Consider the following 18,159-nt stretch of genomic DNA (forward strand, 5'->3'; position numbering starts at 1 on the left):
ATGTGCGAAAAATTTTATACGTTATCGTTTTATGTCCAGGAAAACCCGGACTGGATCTGCGTACTGCCGCTCACGCCAGAGGGTCAAGTCGTGCTGGTGCGCGAATACCGGCATGGCGCGGGTGAGATATTGACAGGATTGGTCGGCGGAACGCTCGAGAACGGAGACGCATCGCCACTCCACACGGCACGGCGGGAACTGCAAGAAGAAACCGGCTACCGGTGTGCGGAAATGGTCACGCTTGGGGCCGCTTATGCCAACTGCCGCAACCACACCAACAAGGTCCATTATTTTCTGGCCCGGAACGCCTTCCCCGCCAGCGCTCAGGCTCTGGACGAGACAGAGGACATCGACGTGGTTCTAGCCCCACTCGCGGAAGTCGCCGCGCCGGGCTTCCTGAAGCAGAGTTATCACATCGCTTGCCTGCATCTGGCCCTGCCTTTGCTCGAACCGGCGCAATCCCGCGGTTACCAGACACCCTGAAATCATGCGCAGTTTAGCGCCCGGCAAGCCCGCTTGAATATATATAACTAGCTATATATCATGTTATATAAATGGGAGGGCAAAATGGTTGAAGATCTTGTACGCGCACTGGGCCATGCAACACTCGGCACCCGATTTAAACGCCTTGGCGAACGCCTGCAGGCGCAGGCACAACAGGTCTCGGCAGAACTGGCCGACATCGACTTGCCCGCACCGCACAACCCGGTGCTCGCAGCCCTCGACAGGTTCGGTCCCTTGAGCATTGGCGACATTGCCGAAGCCCTTGGTCAAAGCCAGCCCGGTATTACCCGGATGATCGGCAATATGAAGACGGCGGGTCTCGTCGAAACAGCCTTGGACAAGACCGACAGGCGGGTCCACAAGGTCCGGCTGACCGGCGCGGGGAAAGCATTGACCCGAAACCTGAAGACAACCTTCTGGCCGAAGGTCGATGCCGCTGTTGCGGAGGCGTGCGCCGGCTTGTCGGGATCCTTGCTCAACCAACTCGGCCAACTCGAAGAGGCCTTGTCCGCCCGCCCATTGACGCAAAGAGTTGCAGATTTGGCACCGCATGGCGAAGCAGCGAAACGAAAGGGTCACGCGCTTATAAATACGTCCACCACATCTCGCGCCTTCAACCGCATTGTCTGGTCCGCCCTCACCTCCCGGCAGGCCGGTCTTGCCATTGGCAACGAACGGGCCCGCCGTTTCGACCCGGACTATGCCGTGTTCGCCGCAACCGCAGACAACACGCCGGATAGCCTTGAAGCCCTTGCAGACCTGCTGCGCCCCGGCGACGACAGCATCTATCTCATGCAACAAGACACGATCGCCCTGCCCGGCAGGCTCGAAACCATGGCCAGCGCGCCCGGTGTGCTGATGGTCAAACGCCGGGTATGTCCACTCCCTTCAGCGCGGCACGGCATCATCGCACTTGGCGCTGCGGACGCTCCGGAAATGCGCGCGCTGGCGGACTTGACCAAACCCGGACCATTCCGCGCGCGCACTCACGAACTTGGGTGTTTCTGGGGCATTCGGATCGGCGGGCGGTTGGCCGCAATGGCCGGAGAACGGCTCAACCTGGATGGATACACGGAGGTGAGCGGCGTCTGCACGCATCCCGACTTTCGCGGGCGCGGTCTCGCGAGGATATTGTCGGCACATGCCGCAGCACAGATAGAAGCGCGCGGTGACACAGCGTTTCTCCATGCCTATGCGGACAATGAAACTGCCCTAAAGCTCTATCAGAGCCTCGGATTTGATATCGAGGCGCGGATCAGTGTTGCCCAAGTGAAATTGCGGTCAGATCCAAGCTGACTGTTCCTGGAAGTTCCACGAAACAACGTCACCAAGCATGACAAGCCGTTGACGTCCCCGCGTCCCGAAAACTTGCTGCCGTTAGCAAAATGCACTCACGGTTGCTCGACACGTTAAAACTGAAATATACCGGGAGCATCAGAGCCAAATAGATACAAGTATTTAAAATTTCATATTATCAATCATCAACCACACATTTGAGCCAATCATCGTAAAGTCTATATAGATACACGCAAAACAACACAAATCTGACGCTCACACTGGTAAATAATACCGAATTTACTGATTTTATTAATATTATTAAGTTATCGAATTGGTTTTAATTAAATCATCCGGTATTATGATGAAAATAACGACTCACGCGTTGTATGGAGCAGATCAACTGCAGGACAACCGGCTAATCGAGGCTTTCGAGCTGAGGAACCGCCTGTTCAGCACCCAATGGGATTTCAAGGGATACGAAGCCTACCCAACGCTGCATGACCTCGTTCCAGGAACAAAGATTCTTGTCATTTCAACCGAGGATCAAAACGGTGTCGAAACCGTTTTCGGCTGCGTCAGAATTGTTCCGGGCTTACGTAATCCCGATGTCGACATCCAACCTGGCCAGTTGGCTTTCGAAGAAAAATACATGCTCCAGCATGCAAAACTTGCGAAGAAAACCTCCAAACAGCTTCAGAGCAAGCGTCACTTCGATATCCGGGACGTCTTACCGGAGGTCTTGAGGTCCCCTAGTCTCAGTTATGCCGAGATCGGCGGCTACGCAATGGACACGGAGCTGTGCAAAAGGCTGTTCCACAGCAAGGAAGCGTATGTTGCCGCTCGGGATTCGCTCGGTCTGAAGGGGTTCCAGACCGCGCTCGAAATGAAGCTGGATTTCGTCATCGTTGTCGGCCAGGAGAAAACTCTCCGTCAGCAGATAGACTGGATCAGGCGCTTTACCGATCTGGAGCACCGGATCCTGTCTGGCAATTGCCAAGCATATGATGACGTCATGAAGGGCGACCGCCCTTTGGTTATCAACATTAGCAACAAGGTTCGGCTCAATGACGCCTTGCGCCCCTATCGCGGGACATGAGCACGTCTAATCCCAACGTTGATAGCTGCGCATAGCGCTCTGCGGCGGCCAAGATTGAAAAGTACCGAGGCGTGCTCCCAGCCTCCCCAGCAATACTCCCGTTCACCGAGCATTTCTCTGGATGTATGCGTCGCGCAACTGTGCTGTGTCGCAGGCCAAGGCCAGCCCACCTTTGTGGAAGCCGCCATCAAATCGGCAGCGCGTATGAGAGTTCGTGGAGAATATGAGTAAGACTGCGCTCGACTAAGGTCATGCTATTTGAGATTGCATTTGATTGCATTATTGTAATCTTACTGATGATAAAAATGAGATCCATATAATGCGTTTTTTGATCGCTGCCATTTCAGCGTTGGCCGCCACAACCGTGGCATCAGCTGAAACGGTTCGAAGAGAAGTCCCGGCCAACAAAGTGTCCGTGCTCGGAGCAAACTCGACATTCAACAAGTCCACCTGTCTTCCGGGAGAAATCCCGCAATACAAGGTAACCAAGGCTCCAAAGCATGGCGAGGTATCGTTCCGGACCGTGTCCTACAAACTGTCTGAATCAGCCGGGCGCTGTGCCGGAAAGCCCGTGAAAGCGACCGCTGTCGTTTACAAGCCGAAGCGCGGCTACAAAGGTGAAGACACATTCAAGGTCGGTTTCACCATGCAACGCTATTCAAACGCTGCAGGCATCCGCTGGGTCCAGGACACTTACAAGATCACGGTCAAATAGAGGACGGGCCTGTCTCTGAAGCTGATAGTCTGTCTTCCGCAGTCAAGGCGGGACCCTTCCCCGCCTTCTCCGCTTCGGGAATGACGGCTCCCAAGTCAACCGCTCAGAAAATCTGACACCACCTTCGCACGCAGCTTCTTGCCATCGGGATCGGCATCAGTCTTGAAGCGGCACAGGTCTTCGGCCCAGGGGGATGTGCGCACGCGAACGGGCGGATCCTCGTTGGCAACACATGCCAAGACGACATCGGCAACCTCGTCGGGGGTCTGATAGGTTCCCGTTCCCTGACGTCCCTGAATGCCGGACATGTACTTCTCCATTACCGGCGCATAGGCGTCTTCCAGCAGCAGACCGCCGGTATCGGCAACATGCTTCATGATGTTATTGCCGAATTCCGTTGCAATGCCTCCCGGCTCCACAGCTGTGAACTGAAGGCCGAAAGACGGGCCGACATAACTCGCCAGCGACTCGATATAGCCCTCAACCGCGAATTTCGCCGCGCAATAAACCTCGTTGAACGGCTGGCCGACCAATCCGCCTACGGAAGAAATGGCAATGACATGGCCGGACCGGCGGGCCCGCATATGCGGCAGGACCGCCTTGGTGCACCGGACCACACCCATGAAATTGACATCCATCACCCACTGGATGTCCTTTTCACTTGCCTGCTCCGTGGTCCGCACAAAGCCCGACCCGGCATTATTGATCAGAACATCAATACGGCCGTCTGCATCGGTGATCTGCTTGACCGCCGCCTCGACGCTTGCGGTTTTCTGGACGTCCAGTTCCAGAACCTCGACGGCAACGCCTGCCACAGCGGCAGCCTCATCGAGTGCAGTCCGCTTGTCCAGATTGCGCATGGTGGCATAGACCTTGTGACCCGCTTGTGCTGCCTTGACGGCAAGGCTGACGCCGAGCCCGGTGGACGTGCCCGTGATCAGGACGATTTTCTGCATGATGCGCTCCAGATGAGAAACCGGTCGATTAAAGTGCACCGCACATAAGCCCGGCTGTATTCCGGCACAAGCTCATCCGCATTAGTACCTAGGCATCTTGGTACCCGAACCACCAATAGGCCGCCTGGAGATAGGCACTGCGCAGGGCTGGAAAGGGTATTTTCCTTAGAGAGTTACTGAGTATTTGAGGCAGGTCTTCAGGCCGCCTGCGCCCGAGTGCCACTTCCGCAATGCGTTCACCGGACAGCGAACCAAGAGCAATCCCGCTGCCATGCCACGCCATCGCGGCATAAACCCCTTCCATTGCAGGTATGGGACCGACAAAAGGCACAAAATCACGCGCAAGGCACACATGCCCGTGCCAGCTATAGTCAGTCTCGACGTCTTTCCAGGCGGGAAACATCCGGTCGAAATCGGCCCGCGCACTGTCTTTCATGCGCTTGAGCGCCTCCGGGCGTTCCGACAGGCCACCGCGCGTTCCGAACAAAAAACGTCCGTCCGGAAGGAGACGGAAATAGTGCAGAAGCATGCGCGTGTCGGCCGCCATCAGACCCGAGGTCCAGCCCTGCGCAGCCTGCTCCCGTGCGGATAACGGCCGCGTGACCAGAATGTTCGACATGGTCGGCATGATGCGCCCGCGAAGCCAGGCCGGCACCTGCTCATCCGCATAACCATTTGCCGCAAGAATGACTTTTGCCGCCTTGACCCGGCCCTCCGGGGCCACCAGTTCCCATGTTCCTTCCTCACCGGGCGCGATCCCGCTGACCGGCGACCTTGAATAGATATGGACACCCCGTGCCCGCGCCTTCCGCGCAAGCCCCTGCACATATTTCATGGGGTTAAGCGCAAACCCGGCTTTGAGATGCAGACCACCATGAAATTCGGGCCCGGAGATCCCCTCCTCAGCCAGTTGAGTACGGGTCAGGACCCGTGTCTCGACACCGAATTTTTCCTGCATGAAATCCGCATCGGATTTGAAGCCGTCAAAGTCCTTCGGCCGATGGGCGAGATAGATTTCTCCGTCAGAATGGCAATCTGTATCGATTCCAAATGCCTCGAGCCGCCGCGCAACCGTATCGATTGCCTCAAGCTGATAGTCCAGAAAGGCTTTGGTCGCGGCCCACCCGTAGCGGCCGATCAACTCGCCTTCATCAAGGGTACTGCCTCCCAGACAGCAAAACCCGCCGTTCCTCCCGGAGGCGCCCCAGCCAACGCGGGCTGCGTCCAGAACACAAACGGACACACCAGCCCCGGCAAGCGTGATCGCCGCGCTTAATCCCGTAAACCCCGCCCCGATGACCACTGCATCAAACGTGGCTTCTCCAAACAATTTCGGATCTTCTATGATGCGCCCGGCGCTTGTTTCCCAGTAACTGCCGATGTCGAGTTTGTCCGGGTGCGGGCGTTCCGGCATGTGTTTCAGATCCCCAATCGGTCACGCATCGAATACCAGGTCATGGCGAGCACCAGCAGGGGATGACGCAGCGCCGTTCCGCCCGGAAAGGCCGGAACGTTTAGGCGCTCGAATATGTCGAACCGCCCCGAAATGCCGTCAACCGCCTCGGCGCAAATCTGCCCTGCCAAGGTTGCCATGGCCACACCGTGGCCGGAATAACCGCAGGCCGTCAAGACATTGGGAGCGATCCTCGCGAAATAGGGCATGCGCTTGGCCGTGATTGCCAAAGTGCCGCCCCAGCCATAATCGATCCGGATGTCCTTCAATTGCGGATAGATCTCTGTCATGGGCTTGCGGACAAATTCCCTGATGTCGGAAGGAAACCGGTAGCCATAGGTTTCCCCACCCCCGAACAGGAGCCGGTTGTCGGCCGACAGACGGAAGTAGTTGATCACGAACTTGCTGTCGGCTACGGCCACCCTGTCCCGGATCAGGCTGCGCGCATCCTCTTCGGAAAAGGGTTCGGTCGCGACGATGAAATTGTTGATCGGCATGACATGCGCCGCCGTTGTGCCGTCGAGCCTCCCCAGATAACCGTTGCAGCCGAAGACCAGAAAGCCGGCCTGAACCGAGCCGGTTTCGGTTGCAACCGTGACCGTGTCGCCAGCCTCGTAGCCCACCACCTTGCTGTTTTCGAAGATCCGCACACCAGCCGCCTCCGCCGCAGTGGCGAGCCCCAGCGCGTAGTTCAGGGGATGCAGATGCCCGGCGCCCCAGTCGACCATGCCGCCAAAATAGGAAGGGCTGCCGACCATGTGCTGGATCTTGTCGCGATCCACGAACTCCGCATTGTCATAATTGTAGACACGCGCCAGATGTTCGACATAGTCGCGGCTTTCGCCGACCCGGTCTTGCCTGTGTTCGGCATGCAGAACACCCGGTTTGAGATCACATGCGATTTCATGGTCACGGACAAGCTGCAAAAGCAGGCTCATCGATTGCAGCGACAAGTCCCACAGGGCCTTGGCATGGGCCATGCCGTATTGTTGTTCCAGTGCCGTCTGTTCGACCCGCTGACCAGGGCCGATCTGACCGCCGTTGCGGCCGGAAGCCCCCCAGCCAACCTTGTGTGCCTCGAGCAGCGCCACCTTGTAGCCGCGTTGAGCCAGATGCAGTGCGCTCGACAGACCGGTATACCCGCCGCCGATCACGCAGACGTCGCACGTGAAATTCGATTCAAGCCGCGGATAGTCATTCGAACGGTTGGCTGTTGCTGCGTAGTAGGACGGAGGATAGGCACCCTGCTTGTCGTTGGCGGTCAGGAGATCGAGAGACTTGAGCATTTACGGACCTGAGAGGGAGTTTTGTCGTTGGCCGCGCGGTTGGGACCAGCGCGGCACCTTGTTTCATGGCGAACCGGATTTGCAAGTGAATTTTGTGATCACGAATCAATCAGGCAAGCCGCCCGGTCAAATGGCCGCCGGACATGTGGCATGCACAGCGCAAAGACCCGAGCCATCGCCTGCCTCCCGCACCTCCCAAACGAAGCGGGGCAACCGGACTATCGAAGTTGCTCCAGCCATCCGAGGCCATCTTCGACATGTCCGCGCGGCTTGTATTCGGCGCCAATAAAGCCGGTGTATCCGAGGCCGTCCAGAAAGTTGACGATGTACCGGTAATCAACTTCCCCGGTATCCGGTTCGCCCCGGTCCGGAACAGCGGCGATCTGAACATGCCCGATCATCGGCAGCAGGTGTTCAAGCTTGACTGTCAGGTCTCCCTCAATGATTTGCACGTGATAGCAATCAAACAGAAGTTTCAGGTTTGGAAGCTCGAGTTCCGTGATCAAAGCGGCCGCCTGCGTCACCGACCCCACCAGGTATCCCGGCACATCCCGGCTGTTGAGCGGTTCGATCAGGATGTTGACACCGGCCGCGCCGCCCACCGCTGCCGCATGTCGAAGGTTCGCCTTGAAGGTTGTCCGGGCCGCCTCGCCCAAGGCCTTGCCTGCCATGACATGGACCGCACCCGCCCCGATTTCAGATGCATAGGCAACGGCCTGATCGATGACTGCCTGAGCCTCCTCTTCCCGGCCCGGCAAACCACACAATCCGAACTCACCGGAAGACATGTTACCGGGCCGGGTGTTCAGCGACAGCATGGTGAGACCGGTCTCGGCAAGGGCGGCCCGTACGTCTTCCGGCGCGACGTCATACGGAAAATGGCATTCGACAGCATCGAAGCCGGCACGTTTTGCGGCCCGGATTGCTTCGGGCAACGAGAGTTCTGTCCAGAGAAATCCGAGATTTGCCGAAAAACGGGCCATGTTCAGTCTTTCCAAACGGGAACGGGTTGCCTAGTGGATAGGACAAGCATCAACCACGCAAGCCATAAAACCATGACCAACCACACCTCCCATCCGTTTCTCAGACCGTTGTGGCGCCGAATTCTTCTGGTCCTGTTCTGTTTCGGCTGGGCAGGCGTTGAGTTCTACAACGACGATCAGACCTGGGGTCTGATCACACTGGCCATCGCGGCCTATGCAATCTGGTCGTTTCTGATCAGCTACCCGCGGCAAGACAGTGAAAACGGGGATTTGGACAAGCCCTAAGAGGGCTCGGACACCTCCGTCTTCAACCAATCGCAAAACACCTGTGCTTCGAGGCTGAGGGCGCGGCGCGGACCGGGCGTTACCAGATAATGGCTGTGCGCGCTGATAATCCTGTGGTTACAGGAGCGCATCAGACGCCCGTCATCCAAATAAGGCCTGGCGAGGCTTTCCAGAACAAGCGCATGCCCCAGACCTTGCGCCGCCAACTCCAGGGCGGACAGCGTCTGGTCCACCTGCAATCCTGAAATACGCTCCCCCGGATCCCGGTCAAATGTCCGGAAAAAACTCTCCCACGTATCGAGCACTCCCATGATGTCGAGCCGTGGAGCCTCCGCAAGCTGGCCAAGCAAATCTCCGGTCCAGGCCAGTGCCAATTCGGGATGACAGACCGGAATGACGGGATCGTTGTAGAGAAGCTCCACCACCCCGTCGCTCCAGCTGCCGTCCCCGAAACGGATGTCAATCCCGAGCTGGTCCGGGTTCAGCGTCTCCGCCCATGAGGCGGAAATCATCTGAAGCGGGATATCCGGATGAGTTTCGTGGAACCGCTTCCAGCGCGGGATCATCCAGAGCTGGCCAAAGCTGTTGAGACACCGGAAGCGCACCGGCCGGACGTCGCGCTGACCAAACACGCTGACAGTGGCAATCGACAGATCGGCAAAGGCCTTGGCTACGGACGGCAGATAGGTCTGGCCGAGCCGTGTCAGCTCCAGAACCCGGTGATTGCGGTCAAACAGCGGATAGCCGAGATGTTCCTCCAGCGACCGGACCTGATAGCTGACCGCTGCCGGTGTGATCAGTAATTCTTCCGCCGCACGGGTGAAGTTGCCGAGCCGGGCCGATGCCTCGAATGCGCGTAGCCAGTTGAGCGGCGGCAGGTTTTGGCTCATCCAACCCTTCCTTCAAAATATTCCAAGGTCAGACCAAATCATTTTTCGTTTTCAAAATCGAGCCTGCACTGCAACTTTAATGGGTAGTGATCCGTTCTGGACCGGTTAGGCACATGGACGACAACAGCTTCGACTACATCATTGCAGGAGCCGGATCGGCAGGCTGTATCCTGGCCGAGCAGCTTTCGCGAGACCCGTCGATACGCGTCCTGTTGCTGGAGGCAGGCGGCAGTGATCGTTCGCCCTGGGTGTCGCTTCCGCTTGGCTACGGCAAGCTCCATACCGACCCGAACCGCACCTGGCAGTTCCTGACGGAACCGGACGCGGGTCTTGCCGGGCGCCGGATCAAATGGCCGCGCGGACGTCTGATCGGCGGTTCCGGTTCGATCAATGCCATGGTCTATTGCCGGGGTCTGCCGTCCGATTTTGACGACTGGGCAGCCTCAGGAGCCAAGGGCTGGGACTGGCACAGCGTCAAACCCTGGTTCGAGGCGCTGGAAACACAAGTCTCAGCCGACAACACCAGATCCGGAAGCGGCCCCTTGCATGTTCAGGATGTGTGCGACCAGATCCATCCGGTCAATCGCCATTTCTTCGATGGCCTCAAGGAAATCGGTCTGCCTGTCACCGGCAACATGAACGGCGATGATCCTGAAGGTGGCGGCATCTACCGGATCAATACCAAGGACGGCATGCGCTGCTCCTCGGCGCGCGCCTATCTCGGCACCGCGAAGAAGCGGGCAAACCTGACCATCCTGACCAGGGCCCATGTGCGGCGTGTTGTCATTCGCGACGGGCTTGCCAACGGGATAGAACTGACCGATGGACGCCAGTTTACCGCGAGGGCCGAAGTCATTCTGGCGGCAGGCGCCATCGGGTCCCCGCAGATCCTGCAGTTGTCGGGCATCGGACCGGGAGAGATCCTGCGCGATCTTGGACTTCCGGTACTGACAGACAATCCCAACGTTGGTGGCAACCTTCAGGATCATGTCGGTGTCAGCTACACATTCGAGGCGAACGAACCAACACTCAACGGCACTCTGGCGACCCTACCGGGAAAGGCCGGAGCAGCATGGGCCTATCTTTGGAACCGGAAAGGCCCGCTGTCCCTGAGCGTCAATCAGTGCGGCGGGTTCGTCCGGAGCTGTCCAAAGCTCAACCGGGCAGATCAGCAGCTCTATTTCAACCCTGTCAGTTACAGGGTCATCGCCGAAGGATCGCGCACCAAGGTGATGATCGACCGGTTTCCCGGGTTTCTCATTTGCGCCCAGCCAACCCGTCCGACCAGCCGGGGGCGGATCGATATCGCAGGCGCCGACCCGGCCCAGGCTCCCTTGATCCGGCCGAATTCACTCTCGACAGAGGAAGACAGGCGCGCAGTCGTCGCGGGAGGCCGCTTGTGCCAGTCGATCATGAACACACAGGCTCTCAAACGGCTTGCCAAGGCGCCCGCCGGACCTGATCTGATGTCCCTCAACGATGACGCGCTTCTCGCCGATTTCCGGGAGCGCGCCACCACCGTGTTTCACCCGGTATCCACCTGCCGCATGGGCGTGGATCCGGAAAGCTCGGTCACCGACAACCGCTTGAAGGTTCACGGTGTTGATCGCCTCAGGGTGATTGACGCGTCTGCCTTTCCGAATATCACTTCGGGTAATACCAATGCCCCGACCATGATGCTGGCGCTCAAGGGCGCAAGCATGGTTCTAGAAGACAGAAAGCGAGTTCTTTCATGAGCGCCCAGCAACTTGCCGACAGCTATCTCCAGTCCGGCCGGATCGGAAACCTGCCCGGCGGCCATTTCATTGATGGCAAGTCCGTTGCCGGCTCCTCCGGCAAAATGATGGAGAGCTTTGACCCCGCCCGAGCGGAAGCTTTCGGCACATTCACCCTCGGAAGCGCCGCCGACATGGACAGGGCCATCGCGTCTGCCGAAAAGGCCGCCGCCCATTGGCGGACAGTCGCGCCATCCGAACGCTGCCGGATCCTGAACGAGGTTGCCCGCGTGTTCCGCGACAATACCGACCGGCTGGCCGTGCTTGAAACCGTCGACAGCGGCAAGACGCTCGCCGAGGCGCAAGGCGATGTCGCAGGCTCCGCGCGGCTGTTTGAATATTATGCCGGGGCTGCCGACAAGCTCGACGGGCGGTCTGTCAATCTGGGACCGGCCAACACCGCCTTCACCGTGCGCGAACCGGTCGGTGTGACCGGCCATATCATTCCGTGGAACTATCCGACCTCGACCTTTGCCCGCGGGGTCGCCCCTGCCCTTGCCGCCGGGTGTTCCGTCGTTGCAAAACCGGCTGAAACGACACCCTACACCGCTCTTGTGATGGCCGAACTCCTGAGCGACGCCGGCGTACCCGACGGGCTGGTCAACGTGGTGACGGGACTGGGGTCGGACGTCGGCGCGCAAATGGCCAAGGACCCGCGTATCAGGCAGCTGACCTTTACCGGTTCGGTCAACACCGGTGTCAATGTCATGCAGATGGCCGCCCCCAATGTTACCCGGCTGACACTGGAACTTGGCGGCAAGTCGCCGTTGATCGCATTCGAAGACGCAGACCCGGAAAAGGTTGCCGACGGATCGTTCTGGGCGATTTTTTCCAATTCCGGTCAGATCTGTTCGGCAGGCTCGCGCCTCATTGTGCACAGGTCGATCCGCGATGATGTCATTGACCTGCTGGTTCAAAAGGCAAAGGCGCTGAAAGTCGGCCACGGGCTCAAAAATCCGGATATGGGCGCGGTCAATTCCGACCTGCATCTCGGCCGGATCAAGGCCCATGTCGACGCGGCCAAGGCGCGCGGCCGGGACATCCTGACCGGCGGCAACACGACCACCGATCTCGAAACCGGTCTCGGCTGGTTCTTCGAGCCGACCATAATCGCCGACCTGCCGCTGGACGATCCGGCTGTACAGGAAGAGATTTTCGGTCCGGTGCTGGCGGTTCAGGTGTTCGACAAGGAAGAAGACGCGATCCGGCTTGCCAATGGAACGGAATTTGGTCTGATCGGCAGCGTCTATACCCGTGATGTCGGCCGGGCGATGCGCGTTGCAGCCGCGCTCGATTGCGGTCAGGTCTCGGTCAACGACTATTGGGCCGGCGGCATCGAACTGCCATTTGGCGGCAACCACAAGTCCGGCTTTGGACGCGAAAAAGGCTGGGAAGGCCTCGACGCCTATACCAAGGTGAAGAGCATCACGATTTCCAATGCGAGCTAGAGTACCAATCTGCCAACTTGCGCCATAAAGTCCCGTCGCTGGAGCTTTGCCGCGCAAATCGCCCTTTTGTCATCCCGGACAGAGCGCAGCGACGATCCGGGATCGGAGAGCCCCGGATATCGGTTATTTCCCCGGTGCACCGATCCCGTCTCGCGCGAGCGCCTGACCGGGATGGCGGCACGCAAGACTTGAAATCCGCCTTCTTAAATGCCCCAATTGGTTCATTGGTCATACGAAAGCTCCAACCATGCAGCTCCAGACAATCGAAACCTTCGTGGTCGGAAATCCGCCGCCGCGCCATGGCGGCAGGTACTTCATCTTCGTCAAGCTGCAGACCGCCTGCGGCATCACCGGCTATGGCGAAATCTATAACGCCACCTTTTCCCCCGGCCTGGTCGCAAAAATGGCCGAGGACGTGTTTGCCCGCCAGTTCGAAGGCGCCGACCCGCATCACATCGAGCGGCTGTGGCACAAGACCTACGGCGCAGGCTACACCATGCGCCCGGATGTTACGGTGATGGGGGTCCTGAGCAGTCTGGAAATGGCTTGCTGGGACATAATCGGCAAGGCGGCGGGCAAGCCCGTTTACGAGCTTCTCGGCGGCCAGGTGCATGAAAGGCTGCGCTCCTACACCTATCTGTATCCACCGGCAGGCGACGTCTATCCGGACCCGGCCAAACCCAATGTCTACAACGATCCCCACCTGGCAGCAGAGGCAGCGGTGAAGGCCGTGGAGCAAGGCTTTACCGCGGTAAAGTTCGATCCCGCAGGGGCCTACACGATCTATGACGGCCACCAGCCAAGTCTTGAGGACCTTGAGCGGTCTGAAAGCTTCTGCCGGGAAATCCGGGCTGCGATCGGCACCAGCGCAGACCTGCTGTTCGGCACCCATGGCCAGTTTACGGTGTCGGGCGCCAAGCGGCTGGCCCGTCGGCTTGAGGCCTACGATCCGTTGTGGTTCGAAGAGCCGATCCCGCCAGAGTCCCCTGAAGACATGGCCAGGGTCGCAAACGCCACATCAATCCCGGTGGCGACCGGCGAGCGGCTTTGTACAAAGTACGAGTTCTCACGGGTTCTGGCGGCAGGCGCGGCCTCGATCCTGCAAATGAACCTCGGCCGGGTGGGCGGTTTGCTCGAAGCGAAGAAAATTGCCGGCATGGCCGAGTGCCACTCGGCCCAAATCGCGCCGCATCTTTATTGCGGACCGCTGGTCGCTGCCGCCAACATCCAGCTTGCCACCTGCAGCCCGAATTTTCTGGTGCTGGAATCAATCCGGACCTTCGACGGCTTCTTCTCCGAGCTTCTCAACCATCCGATCCGCTGGGAAAACGGCTACATCCTCCCCTCCCCGGAACCGGGACTTGGCCACGATCTCAATGAGGAGGTCGCCCGCGCAAACCCCTATCTCGGCACGGAGCTTCATCTCGGTTTTCAGGAAACCCCGGCCCTGCCGTTGTGATAGAACCCGCGCAGAAAACCTTAAGCCGGAAGCTCGCCCGTTTTTAACCAGTGCGCACAAGCCGGGCCCAGCTCGGCTTCCGCACGCGCCTCATAGGCCTTGCTGTCCTCATCCGGCAGAATTCCCTGCCAACGGTTGTTCGTTCCCTTGTAAATGAAGCTCTGCGCACCGCCTTCCCAAAAAATACCACGAAGCGGCGCGGCCTTCTCTGCATTGGCCTTCATCCAGTCAAATCCGGAATGGGCCACAGCGGCGGAGATCACAGCGTCACTTTTGTCCATTTCCAGAAAATCAGCGAGGCGCCGGATCGCCGCCTCCCGGTCAGCCTTCAGATCTGCAGAGTGAATGAAAAAAACATTCGGCAATTCACGAAGCGCCCACCATGAACGCAGCGTGTCCCAGATTGACCAAAACGGCTCACCATCCCGGGCAAGCCAGTTCCGGAAGAAGTCGACGGCGTCCCCCGTTGGCCGCTGCAGAGCGGGCCTAACCCGCCCCGGCGCATCGTTTAGGGTCGAATACCACATGTCGTTGGCATTGACGTAGTGGTTCCACAAGCTCCAGACAACGTCGCGGCCGTCTCGCGCAATGAATGTGTATTTCGCGGTATCGGAGAAGACGAGTGCGTCAACAGGCAAGTGGGTCTTGATAAACCGCCGGTAGGTTTGCACCTCAAGCGCAGCGAGTTTCATGTCTGCAGACGGCACCCGAAGGTCGAGCCAAGGCGACAGATCAGCGACCGAAACATCGGGATCACCATCGAAGATCAGCTGCCCGACGATTTGTTGCATCCACGTCGAACCCGACTTGCAATAACTTGCCATGATAATATCGTCACGACGAAACCTGAAGTCGTTCCAGACAGTCGAATCGAAATGGTGATTGTGAAGTTCCCGGGTTTTTTCCGGCAGAAGGCCCGTCGAACACATATCCACTTCTCCGCCGTTGTCGATCACTTCTGGAGATGGGGTGTCAACCTGCGCCAATCAACTGACGCAAAGATGCCCTTCCTGTCGGAAAGTGATGGCCAACCCGCAACAAGGTTCGGTTCGACGGGCCGGTTTTAATAGCGTCGCCTGATCAGCCTTCGCGCTTGCGCCATTTCGCTTGATCATAGCGGGAGGGTTGATGCTGCCTCACCAGCCTGCAACTCAACTGTCTTCATGCGCTTCCACACGCATTTCACGCCCCAGCCAGTCCAGAAAATCGGCAATCACCACCTCGTTGCGCTGGCAGTAGGACCATTTCTGATGCCGGCGCACGGTGATGAAACCCGCCTGTTTCAAAAGATCCAGATGACGGCTGGCTGTGGGCTGGGCAATGCCAAGCGCTTGCGCGATCAGGGTCATACAGACGCCGAATGCGGCCGGATCTGCCGACCATTGCCCGGAAAAACGGGTTTCCGGATCTGCCAGCAGTTTCAGGATCTGCATCCGGGGTGCGCTGGCCATCGCCTTCAGTTGTGTTGATCTGTCCATCGGCCTATCATATAGTCAATTAGCCAAATGACAATATGGGAGGCAGCATGCTGGACTTGCCGAACACCTCGATCATCGAAGGCAACGCCATCCGGTGGGGCGTTTTTGGTGACGGACCGCCACTGGTCGCGATTCACGGCACGCCGTTTTCATCACAGGTCTGGCGCCGGATCGTGCCGCTTCTGGCTGAGGAGTTGGAAGTCTATGTTTTCGATCTCGCAGGATATGGCCAGTCGGAAATGCGCCCCGGCCAAGACGTGTCGCTCGGAATGCAGAACCGGGTGTTTGCCGCCCTTTTCAGGGAATGGGCGCTGGACCGGCCCCATGTGCTTGCCCATGACTTTGGCGGCGCAACAGCCTTGCGCGGCCATTTCCTCAATGGCCTGCTCTATGCTTCGCTGATCATCTTCAATGCGGTCGCCCTCAAGCCCTGGGGCTCACCCTTTGTCCAGCATGTCCGCGCGCATGAAGCCGCCTTTTCCGGCATGCCCGATTATATGCACCGGGCGCTGCTCAGGACCTATCTGCAAACCGCTGCGCATCAGCCACTGACCGAAGAAGCCGTCGAAATCTATTCCGCCCCCTGGTGCGGCCCGGCCGGTCAACCCGCCTTTTACCGGCAGATCGCCCAGATGGATCAGCGTTATACAGATGAAATCGAACGGCTCCTTGCGCCGCTCGATTGCCCGGTCCGGGTGCTATGGGGCGAAGAAGATACCTGGATACCAATCGAAAAGGGCCATGCGCTCGCACAGCTTGTCAGCAAGAGCCCCTGCCAGCCCATCCCCGGAGCCGGGCATCTGGTACAGGAAGATCGCCCGGAAGCCATCGTTGCCGCTGTGTTGAGGCAAGTGTCAAAGGGGTGAGACCAATCGGGAGAACATTGACACTACCAGCCGCCAAACATCCCGCCGGTTTTTTGCCTGAACGGAAAAGACGGCGGAAATACCCGCCGTCCATCCAAGCAAGTCAATATGGAAGCAAACCAGCCGGTCAATTGCGCTGCTGCATTGCCCTCACCTCACGAATTCGCCTCAGGCAAAGTCTTCCCAGTCATTGCTGCCGTAGATGATGTAGCCTGTTCCCGGGGCATCGTCATATTCAACATATGGAGCGCCAGCGAATATGTCCTCAATTCCGTCGTTGTTAAGATCAAATCCGCTAACAAGACTGTATTCACCAAAATCACTCTCGTCGGATGCAGACATCGTGAAACCTCCGACACCTTCTGCAACGTTCTCAAAATACAAGCCTGACGGGACCTCTTCCTGTCCGAAGACAACATATACTTGGTTATCAAGGTCATCATCATCCAGGTCGTAAGTCGTAATGATGAGGTCGTCATAACCATCACCATTCGCGTCCCCCATTGCCACGGTCCCGGTATAGTATTTGGTAGAAGAATCCTCAAACTGGATTGCGTAGCCGCCGTCGCCCTCGACTATGTTTTCGAGTTCGATAACAGCTCCCAGGTCTTCCCCGCCCAGGATTACAAACGCAGTTCCATCGGCAGTGTATTGCGTTGGCAGCAGGATATCGTCATAACCATCTCCGTTGACATCGCCATTGGCGGCAACCGAACCGCCGATACCGTCACCATCGTAGGTATCCGTGATGCCTACGATCTTGGTAACGGTTTCACCGTCGGCGCTTTCAGTCAGGTTGATCGCTTCGGTAACATCGGGAAGGCTTTCCGATCCGTAAAAGATGTAGGCACCGCCTGTTTCTATGTCACTGTCAGAATCCGGCGAGGCTGTTTGAGCGCCGAGGACAAGGTCTTCAAATCCATCACCATTCACATCGCCGGAAGACAAACTCCAACCTCTCCCAATCTGCTCTCCATCAGTGGTAAACGCGAAACCGCCATCGCCGTTCTCGATGTCCTCGTAGTAGATCGCATCGGGAACGTCGGCTGAACCTTCTACAACGTAGACATCACCGTTTGTTTCATCCTCCGTGTTTTCATCATCAAACCCGATCACCAGTTCATCATAACCATCGGCATCAAGATCCACGGTTGTCACGGAGACATCCCCAAGAACAATGTCCGGATCGACCTCGTATGACAGCTTAAAACCCCCTTCCCCAGTCGCAACATCGTCGAGACTAACGGAGTCAAGCGGTTCACCTGTTCCTAAAACCACATAGGCGTCAGTACCATAGCCTGCGATCAACAAGTCCTCATACCCATCACCGTTGAAATCGCCGAAAGCCACATGCTCACCTATCGCGATATCTTCGCCGTCTGTTTCGGGTGTGATTTCGAATCCGCCAATCCCATCAGCAACATCAGAAAGGTCGATATCCGGCAGCCCGCCTTCTTCACCGTAAATCAGATAAACGCTCCCTTCCTCATCATCTGTGCCATCTGCAGAAATCACGAAGTCGGTATAGCCATCTCCGTTAAAATCACCGGCTGCAGCAGCGATGCCTGTGTGATCGCCATCTTCCTCACCTTCGATAACCACCCCGGTTCCGTCTTCCGCGCTGATTTCGTCAAGCGTTACCGTGTCCAACCCTGCGACCTTGACGTCATTGACATAGACATCCAGC

At 58.0% G+C, this 18,159-nt stretch carries 17 protein-coding genes; 9 read left to right on the plus strand and 8 right to left on the minus strand.

The window, feature by feature from the left end:
• The 4 genes from E1297_RS10810 to E1297_RS10830 all read left to right on the plus strand — a co-directional run.
• Window positions 1-483, plus strand: a 483-nt coding sequence (locus E1297_RS10810; RefSeq protein ID WP_155137892.1) for an NUDIX hydrolase, incomplete at its 5' end; no start/stop codon positions are given.
• 84 nt (window positions 484-567) lie between these two features.
• The gene (locus E1297_RS50270; protein WP_244327720.1) at window positions 568-1,800 is read left to right on the plus strand and encodes a GNAT family N-acetyltransferase; all 1,233 of its coding nucleotides are present in this window, start codon (window positions 568-570) and stop codon (window positions 1,798-1,800) included.
• Between the two features lie 343 nt (window positions 1,801-2,143).
• Window positions 2,144-2,878: a hypothetical protein gene (locus E1297_RS10825; RefSeq protein WP_155137894.1), complete on the plus strand. Its 735-nt coding sequence runs from the start codon at window positions 2,144-2,146 to the stop codon at window positions 2,876-2,878.
• 319 nt (window positions 2,879-3,197) lie between these two features.
• Window positions 3,198-3,593: a hypothetical protein gene (locus tag E1297_RS10830; protein WP_155137896.1), complete on the plus strand. Its 396-nt coding sequence runs from the start codon at window positions 3,198-3,200 to the stop codon at window positions 3,591-3,593.
• A 95-nt stretch (window positions 3,594-3,688) separates the two neighbouring features.
• On the opposite strand, the gene E1297_RS10835 is transcribed toward E1297_RS10830, so the two are convergent.
• From E1297_RS10835 to E1297_RS10850, 4 genes are all read right to left on the minus strand, one after another.
• The gene (locus E1297_RS10835) at window positions 3,689-4,549 is read right to left on the minus strand and encodes an SDR family oxidoreductase (RefSeq protein ID WP_155137898.1); all 861 of its coding nucleotides are present in this window, start codon (window positions 4,547-4,549) and stop codon (window positions 3,689-3,691) included.
• An 88-nt stretch (window positions 4,550-4,637) separates the two neighbouring features.
• Window positions 4,638-5,963 carry an FAD-binding oxidoreductase gene (locus tag E1297_RS10840; protein ID WP_155137900.1) on the minus strand — a complete coding sequence of 442 codons (1,326 nt, stop codon included), beginning with the start codon at window positions 5,961-5,963 and terminating at the stop codon, window positions 4,638-4,640.
• Window positions 5,964-5,968: 5 nt separating this feature from the next.
• Complete coding sequence (locus E1297_RS10845) at window positions 5,969-7,288, minus strand: FAD-binding oxidoreductase (protein ID WP_155137902.1); 1,320 nt, start codon at window positions 7,286-7,288, stop codon at window positions 5,969-5,971.
• 218 nt (window positions 7,289-7,506) lie between these two features.
• Window positions 7,507-8,271, minus strand: coding sequence for a hydroxypyruvate isomerase family protein (locus E1297_RS10850; protein ID WP_155137904.1), 765 nt, complete (start codon window positions 8,269-8,271; stop codon window positions 7,507-7,509).
• A gap of 72 nt (window positions 8,272-8,343) precedes the next feature.
• Between E1297_RS10850 and E1297_RS10855 the strand changes: the two genes are divergently transcribed.
• Complete coding sequence (locus tag E1297_RS10855) at window positions 8,344-8,556, plus strand: hypothetical protein (protein ID WP_155137906.1); 213 nt, start codon at window positions 8,344-8,346, stop codon at window positions 8,554-8,556.
• On the opposite strand, the gene E1297_RS10860 is transcribed toward E1297_RS10855, so the two are convergent.
• A complete protein-coding gene (locus E1297_RS10860; RefSeq protein WP_155137908.1) occupies window positions 8,553-9,446 on the minus strand; it encodes a LysR substrate-binding domain-containing protein in 894 nt (297 codons plus the stop codon). The genes E1297_RS10855 and E1297_RS10860 overlap by 4 nt on opposite strands.
• A gap of 113 nt (window positions 9,447-9,559) precedes the next feature.
• Between E1297_RS10860 and E1297_RS10865 the strand changes: the two genes are divergently transcribed.
• From E1297_RS10865 to E1297_RS10875, 3 genes are all read left to right on the plus strand, one after another.
• Window positions 9,560-11,182 carry a GMC family oxidoreductase gene (locus E1297_RS10865; RefSeq protein ID WP_155137910.1) on the plus strand — a complete coding sequence of 541 codons (1,623 nt, stop codon included), beginning with the start codon at window positions 9,560-9,562 and terminating at the stop codon, window positions 11,180-11,182.
• Window positions 11,179-12,669, plus strand: a complete 1,491-nt coding sequence (locus E1297_RS10870) for an aldehyde dehydrogenase family protein (RefSeq protein WP_155137912.1) — start codon at window positions 11,179-11,181, stop codon at window positions 12,667-12,669. The genes E1297_RS10865 and E1297_RS10870 overlap by 4 nt, the downstream gene beginning before the upstream one ends.
• 247 nt (window positions 12,670-12,916) lie before the next feature.
• Window positions 12,917-14,128: a mandelate racemase/muconate lactonizing enzyme family protein gene (locus E1297_RS10875; protein ID WP_155137914.1), complete on the plus strand. Its 1,212-nt coding sequence runs from the start codon at window positions 12,917-12,919 to the stop codon at window positions 14,126-14,128.
• 20 nt (window positions 14,129-14,148) lie between these two features.
• Here E1297_RS10875 and E1297_RS10880 read toward each other — a convergent pair whose 3' ends face one another.
• Window positions 14,149-15,057 (minus strand): sulfotransferase domain-containing protein, encoded by a 909-nt coding sequence (locus E1297_RS10880; protein WP_155137916.1) that lies wholly within the window; start codon window positions 15,055-15,057, stop codon window positions 14,149-14,151.
• A gap of 222 nt (window positions 15,058-15,279) precedes the next feature.
• On the minus strand, window positions 15,280-15,606 hold the full coding sequence (locus tag E1297_RS10885) for a helix-turn-helix transcriptional regulator (RefSeq protein WP_155137918.1): 327 nt from the start codon (window positions 15,604-15,606) through the stop codon (window positions 15,280-15,282).
• Window positions 15,607-15,653: 47 nt separating this feature from the next.
• On the opposite strand from E1297_RS10885, the gene E1297_RS10890 reads away from it, so the two are divergent.
• Window positions 15,654-16,472 (plus strand): alpha/beta fold hydrolase, encoded by an 819-nt coding sequence (locus E1297_RS10890; RefSeq protein ID WP_155137920.1) that lies wholly within the window; start codon window positions 15,654-15,656, stop codon window positions 16,470-16,472.
• Window positions 16,473-16,640: 168 nt separating this feature from the next.
• Here E1297_RS10890 and E1297_RS10895 read toward each other — a convergent pair.
• A partial coding sequence (locus E1297_RS10895; RefSeq protein WP_196223273.1) for an FG-GAP-like repeat-containing protein occupies window positions 16,641-18,159 on the minus strand: 1,519 nt, incomplete at its 5' end.

The organism is Roseibium sp. RKSG952 (genome assembly GCF_009711355.1).